This window comes from Pontibacter sp. LHS2, assembly GCF_058932845.1.
On the sequence record NZ_JBZYWG010000001.1, the window covers coordinates 1 to 13,323 of the forward strand.

Consider the following 13,323-nt stretch of genomic DNA (forward strand, 5'->3'; position numbering starts at 1 on the left):
GAGTGGGACAATAGTTGGTGATTGTCCATAAACTCTTAATGTGATCGGTGAGTCTGTTGTGAAGCCAAATTGATCCGTGGTTCTAATTGAAAAACTAAAAACTCCTGACTCTGGCTGTTGGTTTTGCCTTACTCTGATATTGCCGTTGGTCAACAATTCCGCCCAGATTGGTAAAGAGCCTCCTATCAACGAAGCGTTTATTACTCCGCCATCACTGTCGCTTGCTGTTGCTAATACATCACCGCTCCGGTAGTCATTGACAAACTTGGGTGGATTTATGATATATTGAGCGGGACAGTTGATGGTTATTTCAACTGTACTAGCTGAAGTAACCTGACTTGTTTGACCACAGCTGGTCCTAATTGTCCAGGTGAAGGTATGTATGCCAGATGGTAGGCCAGTCACAGTAGTGCGAGGGTTATTGGGTTCAGTGATCGTACCTCCTTCTGGACCTCCTGTTTTAGTCCAGGTTCCAATACCAGGGGAAGCGTTATTGGCTGCTAAGGTTACTGTGCCGCACGCTGTTCGGCTTGTGCCTGCATTAGACTGTACTGGGGTTGAGGAAGGTGTCGCTGACACCTCTGTGATTAATCTGACAGGGGTGGTGGCGCAACCGCCTAATACCTCCACATAAAAGCTTCTGGTACTGGTGATGCCTCCGGTGTAAGAGGTTGTTCTTGAAACTACTGCTCCTGTTCCTGTGAAGCTGGATCCTATGGCAGTTCCCGTATTGTCACGAATAGTATAGGTGTAAGCGCTGTTGAACTCCGTAGCAACGCTAATAGTGACCTGCTCCCCAGAGCATGGTGAGGGCTTATCTATGCTGACAGCTTGCTGCAGTCGTGGCCCCTGATTTACAGTAACCGTTGCTGTTCTGTCACTTTGCGAAGTGCATATCGTAGTGCCTGTGGGAGTAATCAATACACCTAAGTTTGTCGTGGCATAAAATGTTTGATTTGACACTAAGGTTATATTGGCTGTAGATTGAGCTGTTACTGCTGGGCCAATTGTAGCACGGGTATTTAGATTGATTAGCTGGTAAGTGAAGTTGGTAGAAGGTCCTGTAAGCGTTACGTTCGTCGTAACAGAAGAACAACCTGTCGCATTAGAGAGCACCAGACCAGTTGGCTGCGTCGGAGGGGCTGTCACAGTCACTGTTTTGTTGCCTCCTATACCTGTAGTAGGAGGACAGGTGCTGCCTGGTATTACGGCTCTAACTGAAAGAGTAGTAGTGGAGTTGGTGAGCTGCCCTGAGGTGAGTGTGATTGACCCACCTGTTCCTAATACGGATGCGCCGGTGGGTACTCCGCCGTTTGTGATAGCATAAGATACGCCTGCCTCAGAACCTCCTAACGTAACGCTGACAGTGCCATTGTAACAAATTGAGGTAGGGTTCACAGTGGTGGTGAAAGTTGAGGTCAGCGCACGACATTGTACTGTGGTCGTGATAGGAGCGCTTGGGCAGTTGGAAGACCCATTGCTGAAAGTAGCAGTAATTATTGCTCCAGGAAATATCTCGAGTCCGCTTAAGCCGTTCAGTAGCCAGGTGCCCGTCGAAGAAGTAGCAACTGGTGGGTATATAGTACCATCAACATCGAGTGAAACCTGGTAAGTAGTCGTGCTAGTGCTGGCAGGGCCTGTACCTGAAATGTTTACCAAATCTGTGGTTGAAGCGGGAGCTATTACAGGATTTATGGAAAACGTGGCACCTTGCGGTATAGCCAGTGGCAAAGGACCACTCACCGGAACTGAGTTGACGCTCCGCACCTTTCCAGGAGCCTTGGCACGAGCAGTTACTGCTGTGCCAGCAGATATGCCACCGCCTGCCACACTAGTGAAATTAGCCACCCAAGTGCCCTGTGCCGTAACAGTTGCCGTGATCGGGGTAGTATTGCCGCTTTGTGTAATCAATGTTCCGCTTCTAGTACCTGCCGTGCCCCCTGTATAAAACTGCAGTACTGTGCCTGCTGGTTCTGTAGAAGTGCCGGTTAAAGATGTGATACGTCCACATGCAGGGGCGTTGATGGTCGGTGCTGCCGTAGTCGCTTGGACTGTCAATAAATTAGAGGCGCTTGAATAAGAGTTAGGGCATGTAGTTTGACCACCGCCAGTTAGCGTCACACTCGTCCTGACATTAAGAATATCTCCCGGTACTAGAATCGCTGTCAAACTTGCAGGTATGTCGATGGCCCAGGTCGTAGTAGCTGTCGTAAATGGGACTGAAACATTGGTGGGTGATCCGTTCCTGAACACAACAAAGTCCCCCTGCAAAGAAGTGCCTCCCAAAGCTAGCGTTCCCGAAATGCGGGTAACATTGGTTGGGATCTCGTTCCAGCTAGTAGAAGTAGTGCTGCTTTGTGTAGTTCCATCATACACTACGTTCGTTATCTGTACAATCTGATTATTGACACTTGGTTGTCCATTTCTATAGCAAATCTGATTTGAACGCAGCGATTCGCATCCTGTTAATGTTGAGCCGCTCAGTGGGGTGGTGGTGGCAAAGAAGCTATTGTCTCCTAGATTTGTTACAGTAGCAGTTGTCCAAGTCGCTCCTGCTGTTGCTGCAGTAAAGTCCAAAGAAATTACTACAGTCGTAGGAGCACTGGTTGCATATACCCGGATTCTTTGAGTGCCGGTCAATGCAGTGGTTCCTGTGAAGCTTCTATTCTGCCCACTACCTCCAAGACCTGTAATTATTGGTGCAGGAGTAGAGGTACACAACCCTGTAACTACGGTAACTGGTGCTGACAAGGCAGAGACGGTTTTATTAGTAGGGGTAACGGTGGCTGTGATGATATTTCCTGGTTGAAGGACAGTCTTGCTATACCTGTTAAAGTCCATGTGCCGTTTGCGTTAACGGTAGTGGTACCAATGGATACGCCGCTCCTGAAAACAGTAATGGTTGAGCCCGCTGCTTCTACAGAGGTTCCTGAAATAGAAGTGCTATTTGCTTGAATGAGAGAATTAATCACAGGGGGAGTCGCCGCTATTTTAGGAAACTCTCCCGCTTGCAATTGATTAAGGCTGGTGGCAGGGAATGTATTAATTAAAGCATTCCAGGCACGCTGCTTGCTGAAGTCGTAAGATGCAAAATTTACTCCGCCTACATCAGACACGGAACCAGTGATGCCACTCTGTGCACTCGTCACGGTTATACCTGACATACGCAAAGGGGTACTTGCCGTAAGCAAGTCTGGTCCGGTGGTTGGGAAGGCGGATAAAGGAACAAAGAAATCGTAAAAATAGTCCGTGTTGTTGCTGTACGTAGATGCCGCCACAGCTCTCTGCGAAAACTGATCAACCGACCCTGACCAGATTTTAGCACCACCCGATGGGTTGCCTCTGTGGTCATATATACTTACATCGAAGTTTGATGCCATTACGACTTCAAACTCAAATCCTGGATTAGGTGTGGTAGAGGGATTGCCACCTGCCACCAAGTCTCCGAATCTTTGATTTGTGTCAATCAGAACGCTGTATCCTTTAGAAGCTGTGGAAGCTCCCCCTAGTCTTATGCGGAACATAAGGTGTGTGCCATTGAAGTACGCTGCTATGGGGGAACCAGTAGAGCCTATATCAGCTGCTGAAACCAAATCCGTATGTCCCCCAGTCGATCCGGTTGTCAGGTCACCAGTAGGTTCGTTTACCAAAGCAGGGAAAGGCCGGTAAGGAATCTCACTAAAATTGGGGCCTTCGTCCCTTACAGTAGCAAAGCCAGGAGGGGTTCGAGGCACTGAAGCATAGCCGTCTAGGTTCGGATCCAACACAGCTCTGCCGCTGCCAACGGCGGGTTTGTAAATAAGTCCTGGGGTTTGAGCTGCTACTTCAAAAAAACTGACCGAGAAGAAAAGAATAACTAGAAAAGCTGTAATGTATTGACTGTAGTATAAGTTTGTCTTCATAAAGTTGAATATAATTGCGCATTTTGCACTACAATGGATATGCAATCAGAGTTTAAATTGGACTATATATAAATTGTTGATTTTAAATGAAGGTATGATATACGGGCCTTTATTGGTTTAGCTACGTGTAGAGGCTCATTTAAGTACTATCTAAGAAGGATTTTTGTTTACATTAAATTGTATACAAATTGTTAAGAATTGACTGAGTCAATATGGCTGAATATATGAGTGTGTTAAACCTGGCAACTCTTATTATAAATCTGTCGGATGAGAGTTTGTTTGGAAAAGCATAGTAGAAGCATTTTAGAAATGGTCGCTTGGGTACTTACTTTCTTTGTTTCTTTATACCTGATAAAACATGGCCATTATGCGATTCCTATATTGATAATAGGATGTGGAGGGGGAATTTTTAGCGAATGATTATTTTAGAACACATGTCTTTTCACTAGATTTTTTAATGTAGAGGTATAGGACCGAAGGTGACAAAAGCTACCTCAAATTTAAAATGTGTCTTTAAAGAAAGAAGAGATAATTGAGGTCAAATCAGACATGTTGTTAGCCGTAGCTAACCTATTACACTTAAAATAATACTTGCAGCATTTCCGCCAAAACCAGCAGCATTGATCATAATTCGATTTGCATCAGCAGGAGATAAGCCAGGTAGTTGCGAAGTATAGCCTGGTAAAGAAATTTGTTGATGTGCAAACAGGTATAAAGCATACTGTAAGCTGAGTGCACCTGAAGCACCTAGTGTATGACCAAGCATGTGCTTATTAGTGGTGATGCAAGGTAGATTTTCTTTGAACACGGCCTTGATCGCATTCAGTTCAGCTTGATCGCCGGCTCTTGTACCAGGAGAATGGGTAATCATCACATCAACGGACTGCATGTGCTTTGGAAGCTGCGCTAAAGCGTGTCGCATGGACTGCTGAAAGTTTAGTCCTTTCGTTGTAATACCAGTTTTGCTTTTGATCTGCTCAAAACCAAAGCCTACAGCTTCAATGATCACATCACCTTTTTGAAGCTGAGAAATCAAAGTTTTCTCGAGTGCCAACACAGCGGCGCCTTCACCCAGCACAAAAGTGTTTTGGCCGGAAACACCATAAGGTTGACAAGGGAATGAGGCATCCTGTAGCTTGGAGTAGATGCCTATTGCCTTCATCTGAGCGATTGTGAAATCAGTAAGTGGAGCCTCTGTTCCGCCAGCCAGAAAACGATATGCCATACCTGCTCTGAGCCAGGCTACTCCGTTTGCAACAGCCATGAGAGCAGTGCTGCAGGTGATGGAGTGGCTGATCTGAGCTCCTCCGGCATTAACGGCATGGGCTACCCAACTAGAAAGATTTCCAAGGGTGGTGGTGGGAGAGGAAGAAGCAGAAAGCTGCCCTTGCTGAAAAGCATCGTAATGGTGCTCAAACAAGCCTGTAGCGCCTCTGGAGGAGCCTATGTTCACAGCCAGATTTTCCTGCAGCTCAGTATCAAACCAGCCTGCCTGCGTTACTGCCTGCTTGGCAGCATAGATGGCCAGCAGCACAGATCGGTCCAATTGTCGGTAATTTGCATTCGTGTCAATCAGCGCCTGCAACTGCGCCTCCGCCTCTGCTGATAGCGAAGCAACAGGCGTAGAACTGCCACCATGCTGTATGTACTTGAAGGCGGGTTTGCTTTCCAGATAAGCCTTTGTAGTGGAAGATGCATCGAACCCTAGCGGTGAAATAACACCACAGCCCCTGATCACGATATGTTCTTTCACGCTTTCCAATGCGGATGCAAAGGTATAAACAAAGATCGGGGTGACAAGCACATGGCTTGTCACCCCGATCAATATTCACCTGCTCTGACTAATTACCTTTGTTTAACCAGCTTGGAAGTAGTGTCAATGTCAGTCCCTTTTATTTTCAGGAAGTAGATGCCTGTGGCTAGATTCTGGGTCGGTAGCTCGAGCTCCGTGAATCTTCCCTCAATCACAAGCCTTTGATCGATGATTACACGACCTTGAGCATCCAATACGGTTACCTGAACCACTCCTGTCGATTCTGTTGCCAACTCCACACGAACGTTGTCAGTGAATGGGTTTGGGTACGCTTTTACTGAAGCAGTGACCGCTTTGATGTTAGCGGCTACTGTCTTACTATACTCAAACGTACCGTCGAAGTCTACCTGGCGCAGGCGGTAATAGTTGTTACCCGTGCCAGGGTTTATATCTTTGAAGGTATAGTGATTTGTCAAGCTGCTGGTACCTTTACCCTTCACAGTACCGATTTTGGTAAAGTTACGGCCGTCCTGGCTGCGCTCGAGTTCAAAACGGTCATTATCACGCTCCGAAGCAGTGCTCCAGTTAAGTATTACTTGATTCTGCTGCGCTGTAGCTTTAAACGAAACAAGTTCTACAGGAAGTGGGATCACAGGAATTGTACGAATTGTATAAGTGGCAGCAGACTCAGACTCAAAACCCATGTTGTCGATAGCAGAATATGTAAAGGTGGTCGGACTCACGTAGGCGGTTCCTTGTGTGAAAGTGAGTAGTGCAGCATCACCAATACTGATGATCTGGTTTGCAAGCACTGGAGTGCCATTGAGTCGTACAATACCCATATTCTCAGCCGGAAGTGACTTAATCATAAATGCTTCCACACTGCGGTCGTCCGATCCTTTGAGAGGGTCCAGTCGAACGGCATCTGGTATATCAGCATCAAACTCAAACACGACCGCTTCTGCCACAGGTCTTGTAGTAACAGGTATCGTGTAGCTTGCATCTGGAGAAAGCACGTTGTTTGTACTACTCACGCGGTAACTGAACTCAATTGTTCCGGTGAAGTTCGTATTTGGCTGGAAGAAAAGGTTAGCCGCCTGTTCTGGCGTCAGGATTCTATAGCCATTCACAAGTGGTAAGGAAGTAACAGGTGTTGTACCAGTGTATAGTATGCCCTGTGTGGAGGTCGGAAGCGAGGTAGCTAAAATTCCGAAGTTAAGTACATCATCCGTTGTTGCCCCCAACGATGTTATAGTCACAGTGCCAACTGAGTTCAACATCGGGTTTTCAATTATGTTTACTGCAAAAGGTGGCGGTGTGATAGTTACAAAAAGATAGTATGTAGCAATGTTTGATACGGCTCCTGCATTGTCCGTTGCACGGTAAGTAAATTCACGTGTAAAGGTATTATTGGCATTGTCTGTAATATAATATAGCCTATTCGTCGATATTGTTTGACCTATTGCCAAGGCCGTACCACCAGTTTCGGATGTGTATAATGCGCCGCGTGTAGGAATTGACAGAATAGTATAGCTTACCACGTTTCCGTCTGAATCGAAGGCATCCAGAGCAGGTATTTCTACTCTGCTGTTGCTTCTTGCCAGGTTGCCAGATGAAACATTGTTTGCAACAGGAGCCGCATTGACCGGGATAGAGTAAACTGCTGTATTGCTGCTGATGGCTCCCTGGTTGTCTGTAGCTGTAAAGGTAAAGGAAGCGGTGCCATAGAATTCCGCTGCAGGATCGAAAGTTAACTGAGAGGCCTGTGCTACTGAGATAACCTGTCCTGCTGTTGCTGCAACTCCATTCACAAACAACGTACCTTGTCCGGGAGATGGTAGTGTGTTGATAGTGAACGAAGCAATACTGCCATCGCTATCAGTTGCCATTAGCGCATCAATTGCTCTTTGAGCATCGGTATTGGAAATAACAGAAGATGAGTGGGTTGTGTTCTGAGCAACTGGTGATACGTTACCCGGCAAAACCAAATCAATTGAATAGGTGGCCGGAGTTAAGTCCTCAGCATTCTGGTTGTCTATGGCTGAGTAGGTAAACGTAAAAGTACCTGTGCCTCCGTTTGGCAAGAAGCGTAGGGAGTTTACATCAGTAGCCAATACCTCACTGCCTACTGAGAGAGGTGTAGTACCCAGGTATAGCCTACCCTGTGCAGCCGTTCCGGCGATTGAAGTAATTACGAATTTCGTAACTGAGCCAGGAGCTGTGTCTGCGCCTGTAAAGGGAGGTATAACTTTGTAACCGGGTGTGTTAGGTAAATTTACTACAGTTTTGTCATCAGTAGTAGGGCGGATGTTGTTAATCACCGGAATAGTGTAAGTGTTTGGTGACAGATCCTCAGCTTCTAGATTGTCTACTGCTGCATAGGTAAAGGTAATGTTCCCGGTAACAGCGCCATCTACAGGGTCAAAAAACAGATTACTTACCTGCGATGCGAGCACCTCGCTACCAACTGTCAATACTGTTGTGCCAAGGTATAGCGTGCCTTGCGTACTTGCATTCGGAAGAGTTCTGATAATGTATTTTGTAACCGAACCAGGGCTAGTGTCTGAACCAGAGAAGGCACTGATGGCTGTAAGGCCATTTGTGCTTGGAATAGAGGCAGTAGTTATATCGTTTGTCGTTGGACGGACATTGTTCGTTACCGTGAGCGTATGTGTAGCATTGTTGCCGCTTTCAGCACCTAGGTTGTCTACTGCTGCATAAGCAAAAGTAACAGTTCCACTAGCTGCATCTACAGGGTCAAAACGAAGATTGCCCAGTTGGGAAACCGGTACAAGCGTTCCGGCTGCTACAGGAGTTGTGCCAAGATAAAGCGTGCCTTGCGTACTTACATTCGGAAGAGTTCTGATAATATAGCCTGTTACTGTGCCTGGTGAAGTGTCAGTGCCAGAAAAGGTGCTTATGGCAGTTGGACCGTTGGTGCTTGGTATCGCTGTGCTGGTAGATGAGTTAACAGCCAATGGTCTGGTATTAACTGTTATATCTTCATTGGTGGTAGAACTTGAAACATAGTTAGACCCTGAAATTATAGCTGTAGATGTCTGGTAGGTTGTGTTTACACCGACAGCGGCACCGGTAGGAGGAGTAATTTTTCTAGTCGCCGTTGAGCGTGTTGGATCCAGATAAGATGCAGTCGCCGGGTTTTGGTATGTTCCCTCTACCACAGTGCCTGGGATGTTAACTTCGAATGTAATCGCTACCGTTGTTCCTGAAGGTATGCTCAGCGAACCAAATGAAACGGTGGTTTGACCAGCTGTAGGCAATGAAAAATTACCGGAAGGACTAACAGCTCCTGTTGTTGAATTGCCGCCATCGTCTGTGATTGCATTACCAAGACTCGCTCCTATATATGATTTGTAAGTAAACCCGGCAGGTAACACATCCTGAATAGTTACACCCTGTGCTGTTCCGCCGCTGTTTGTAACAGATATAGTATAAACGCCTACCGCTGCAGCGCCGCTCGTACGATTCAGTAAGGGGGTAGTAGTCGACTTAGTAACAGTTAGCTGAGGTAAACAAGCGGCTCCAGAAGCGCTGTTTGTTAGAGAGGCAAGACCTAAATTCTGTATCAGCACACCATTGTTGCCATTTGCAGCTCCAAATGCACTAGAACCAAATGTGGTGCCTGCGGTGCCTGCCACAACATTGCTTGCAGTGTTGAGTGCTGAGTTGGTATATATAACGCCGCCACCGCCACCGCCGCCAGGACCGTGTGCAGAGCCGCCGCCTGTATTTGTGCCACCATTACCACCGATTGCAGTTACTGTAACATTGCTTAGACTACCTGTGGCAGTGGTGATGAGCACACTACCACCTGCTCCACCTCCGCCACTGCCATCGTTTGTAACAGTGTTGTTGGCAGCAGCGCCGTTTGCACTTATTGTTCCTGTTCCAGACACAGAACCGGCACGTACCATAACAATACCACCACCGGCGGCACCGCTGCTTGCAAAACCACTGCCCGGGCTACCTGTACTGTTGTTGGTTGTACCGGCACCGCCGCCGCCGCCCATAACTAAGCGAGAGCCAGAGTTTGCTGAGAAAACAGCGCCGCCTATACCTCCAACAGATAAATTAGAGCTCCACGAGTTACCACCGCGGCCACCTAATCCACCGTTGGCACCGCCACCGCCGCCTGAGTTTTGGTCGTTGGCAGACGGATTGCCGTCGGTGCCACCACCACCTGCATTACCAGGTGCACCCCTGCCCATGCTGCCATTGGGATAGCCTTCGGAGCCTGTGTTCAATAATGTTCCATTGTTGTTAACGTAGGCTGGTGTTCCAGCAATACCTTCACCTTTCTGGGCATTGGCATTGTTCGTAGACAGCGTTCTTATGTCTGAATTAGAACCCGACCCGCCAGTTAGGTTTCTGCCGGCGCCTCCTCTAAAGCCTTTCCCGGTTACATCAATCGTTCTTCCATTAAAGTTAAGGCTGCCAGCAACATCCAGGGCCACAACGCCACCTGTACGACCATCCCATGCTGGACCAGTGAGTGTTGTACCAAGCGTAGCTGAACTATACTGTGGAATACGAATAACCTGAAAACGCTTCTGGCCCTGGCTTGTACCACCAGTATTATCAGTGTTTGTGTAAGAGTTTATCAGATTTGCAACTGTAAGCGTGCCACCCGTAACCGGAACAGCGTTTGTCGCTATTGCATATTCGTATTGACCAGCTGTAAAATTAGAGGTCAAATATCCTCGTCCGGAGCTATTGCTGGCGCCGTAACTCAGGTTATTTTCAGAGTTAATCTCAGCTCCCTGCATCTGAATGATCATCACGAGGTCACCCGCTGCAATTGGTACTGTTGCTCCGGCAGCATTATACGCTCCCAATGTAATACTTCTATTTGTACCAGCATTTACAGAATTAGTAGCTGGGTAGTAGGTGTTCACCACGGTAACAGCACCGCTTAAAATACCATCTTTACCTGGAGCTGCGCATACCTGTGCCACTGATTGGGTAGAAATCAATTGTAAGAAAAGCACTGATACAATGGTAACCAGCTTCATTAAGGGTAAATGTTTTTGCATAACTAAGTGTGTTTTATTTCGCTTTTAATCTTGAGCAATTGCATTTGGCTACTCTCTTAGTTGATGGTGATTTGACACACTGAAAGAATAGATTGCATTTGCACGCCTATATGAAATAAAAGTGCCACTTTAGGTGCAATTTTGCATGGAAGAGAAAATTATTTGAACAGGTAAAATATAAATTAATAATCAGTTAGTTACATAATTGAACAGTGACTATGACAAAGCCAAGCTGTAAGGAAAACTCAAATTGAATTGGAATACTATCCCATATTGGGAAAAAGTGTCTAAAGCGTGGAATTAACTTAAACTAGCTCTATAGAGGATGATGAAAACCAATATAGGATAATAGTATTAATTGCCAGGTAGGATGATTATTGAAGGATGTCTGCTAAGCAGAAGTTAATGTTAAATTAAACTTTTGATAACAGTGAAATTTAGGCAGACAGATTTAGGAAAATAAATTAAGCTTAAGGCTGGTTAAATCAATGGATGATAGAAATGCCTAAATAACATTTCTGATTTTAAGTGAAAAATGTTTCAGCCTAATCATGAAGTGTCGTTTGCGCTGGCGGCTCAAAATAGCGGTCCCCTGTGATGAGTTCCCGCATACCTTGTATCGTACGGTATACCTTGTCTAACTGCTCGTCGGTGATGCAGTAAGGTGGGATGACATAAATAATGTTGCCAAGTGGTCGTAGAATGACGCCTTGCTCAAGCGCAAAACTGTAAAGCGTATCACCCAATTTATTGAAGTAAGAGGTGCCATCGGCCTCAAACTCTACAGCTAGTATAGTGCCTTGCTGTCTTGCCTCTGCTACTTTAGTCTTACCCCTCAACTGATCGGCAAAAGCTGCGTGGCGCTGGCTGATGCGCGCGATATGATGTTGTGTTTCATCCTGCAGCAGCAAGTCCATGCTGGCCAGACCAGAAGCGCAGGCAACGGGGTTACCCGTATAGCTGTGCCCATGAAACAGCGTCTTGTGCTTGTCATCGCTTAAAAAAGCTTCATAGATTTTTTCATTGCAGGACGTGGCGCCTAATGCCATAGTGCCTCCTGTCAGTCCTTTCGACATAGTCACCATGTCGGGCTGCTGCTGCAGGTAATCACTGGCAAAGGTTCGGCCGGTGCGGCCAAAGCCGGTCATCACTTCATCCGCAATGGTCAGGATCTCGTGTTGCTGGCAGATGGAGAGCAGTCGGTCAAGAACGGATGGGCTATACATGACCATGCCCGCCGTACCGAGCACCAATGGTTCATAAATGAAAGCGGCTATATTCCCGTCGTGGGCATAAGCTTCCAATTGCTTTACTGTCTCCTCTTCCTGTCCAGGTATAGGCACATCAATGAAGCAAACTTCAAACAAATAAGACCAAAAGGGAGCCGTGAAAGCACTACGGGCGCTCACGGCCATGGCGCCGAAGGTATCGCCATGGTAGCTGTCGCGAAAGGCGATGATTTTACGCTTCGGCATACCTTTGTTCTGCCAATACTGGATCGCCATTTTGAGAGCGACTTCCACCGCCGTCGAGCCATTGTCAGAGTAAAAGATGCGGCTTTGACCTTGCGGCAGTATTTGAAGCAGTCTTTCGGCAAAAGTAACAGCGGCAGGGTGCGTGAAGCCGGCGAAAATCACATGTTCGAGTGTCTGTAGTTGTTCCGCTACTTTCTGCGCGATGTAAGGGTGGGCATGACCATGCAAGTTCACCCACCAGGATGCTACAGCATCTATATAGCTTTTGCCGTCCTCCGCATAGAGGAGCGCCCCTTCGCCCCGTACGATCGGTATAGGGAGTGCAGCGGTTTTCATTTGCGTATAAGGATGCCAGATAACTTGCTGGTCACGGCTGGCGAGATTGTCGGAAGCAGACATAGATGATATAGGCTTTGATGCGAAAGTATAAAAGACGGCGGGTAATGCCTACGGATCGTGCCTGAAAAACTGCTTCAGTATCCTTTTGCCCCGGCTGAGCATGGCGGGAGAGCCATCTTTTAGTAGAAATTCAATTTGGTCTTTCAGCTCGTCTTTTATCCACGGAAACTCATCCTGCAGGTATACCAGTACATCCAGGCAGTTGACTTTTACGGCAACGGGGGTGCGTGTCTGGATCAACCAATCAAACATTGTCTCTACTACGACGGAACGGTCAGGTAGAGCACGCCAGGCAGCTTTGTAGATCGGCTTTGTCTCAGGGTTAGCGCAGCACATGAGTATTTTGGTGAAATGCCTCTGGCAACTCAGGTTTTGCTGCTCGGGTAGCTGCGTGATGAATACAGGCAAACAAGGCATGAACTGTTTCGGGAAGGTATAGGCCACATGTTCCAACACCCAGGCTGCCCGAAAAGCAACAGGAGAGGTATGCTTAACAAAGCACAGATCCAGCAAATCATGCACCAGTAATTTACCTGAACTTGATTTTGCAGCAAGTTCCTGCACCTGCACTTTGCCAAGTGGATAACTTAATGCCTGTAACAGTGCTACTGAATCCATCTGCCGGATTTAAATTTTCAGGTAAAGTACCAGGTAAAAGATGGGTTATAAACCGTGTTATACCTGATAGACAGAAACCCTTGTCTGGGACCTATCCTGCATTATAATCAGAAATAGCGTCT

6 protein-coding genes are annotated in these 13,323 nt (G+C 46.9%); all 6 read right to left on the bottom strand.

Annotation, left to right across the window (positions count from 1 at the left end; genetic code table 11):
• Window positions 1-2,577: beta strand repeat-containing protein (locus tag AC5FX6_RS00005; protein WP_493594975.1), on the bottom strand; the 2,577-nt coding region annotated here is incomplete at its 3' end.
• A 152-nt stretch (window positions 2,578-2,729) separates the two neighbouring features.
• Window positions 2,730-3,902, bottom strand: a complete 1,173-nt coding sequence (locus AC5FX6_RS00010; RefSeq protein ID WP_493594976.1) for a hypothetical protein — start codon at window positions 3,900-3,902, stop codon at window positions 2,730-2,732.
• A gap of 565 nt (window positions 3,903-4,467) precedes the next feature.
• The gene (locus tag AC5FX6_RS00015; protein ID WP_493594977.1) at window positions 4,468-5,655 is read right to left on the bottom strand and encodes a beta-ketoacyl synthase N-terminal-like domain-containing protein; all 1,188 of its coding nucleotides are present in this window, start codon (window positions 5,653-5,655) and stop codon (window positions 4,468-4,470) included.
• 92 nt (window positions 5,656-5,747) lie between these two features.
• Window positions 5,748-10,709 (bottom strand): T9SS type A sorting domain-containing protein, encoded by a 4,962-nt coding sequence (locus tag AC5FX6_RS00020; RefSeq protein ID WP_493594978.1) that lies wholly within the window; start codon window positions 10,707-10,709, stop codon window positions 5,748-5,750.
• 545 nt (window positions 10,710-11,254) lie between these two features.
• Window positions 11,255-12,583, bottom strand: a complete 1,329-nt coding sequence (gene bioA / locus AC5FX6_RS00025; RefSeq protein ID WP_493594979.1) for an adenosylmethionine--8-amino-7-oxononanoate transaminase — start codon at window positions 12,581-12,583, stop codon at window positions 11,255-11,257.
• A 48-nt stretch (window positions 12,584-12,631) separates the two neighbouring features.
• Complete coding sequence (locus AC5FX6_RS00030) at window positions 12,632-13,201, bottom strand: HEAT-like fold family protein (RefSeq protein ID WP_493594980.1); 570 nt, start codon at window positions 13,199-13,201, stop codon at window positions 12,632-12,634.
• Between the last annotated feature and the right edge of the window lie 122 nt (window positions 13,202-13,323).

Coding starts and splice junctions, on each gene's coding strand:
- AC5FX6_RS00030 (WP_493594980.1), bottom strand. CDS start 13,201: ATGGATTCAGTAGCACTGTTACAGGCATTAAGTTATCCACTTGGCAAA.
- AC5FX6_RS00010 (WP_493594976.1), bottom strand. CDS start 3,902: ATGAAGACAAACTTATACTACAGTCAATACATTACAGCTTTTCTAGTT.
- AC5FX6_RS00020 (WP_493594978.1), bottom strand. CDS start 10,709: ATGCAAAAACATTTACCCTTAATGAAGCTGGTTACCATTGTATCAGTG.
- bioA (WP_493594979.1), bottom strand. CDS start 12,583: ATGTCTGCTTCCGACAATCTCGCCAGCCGTGACCAGCAAGTTATCTGG.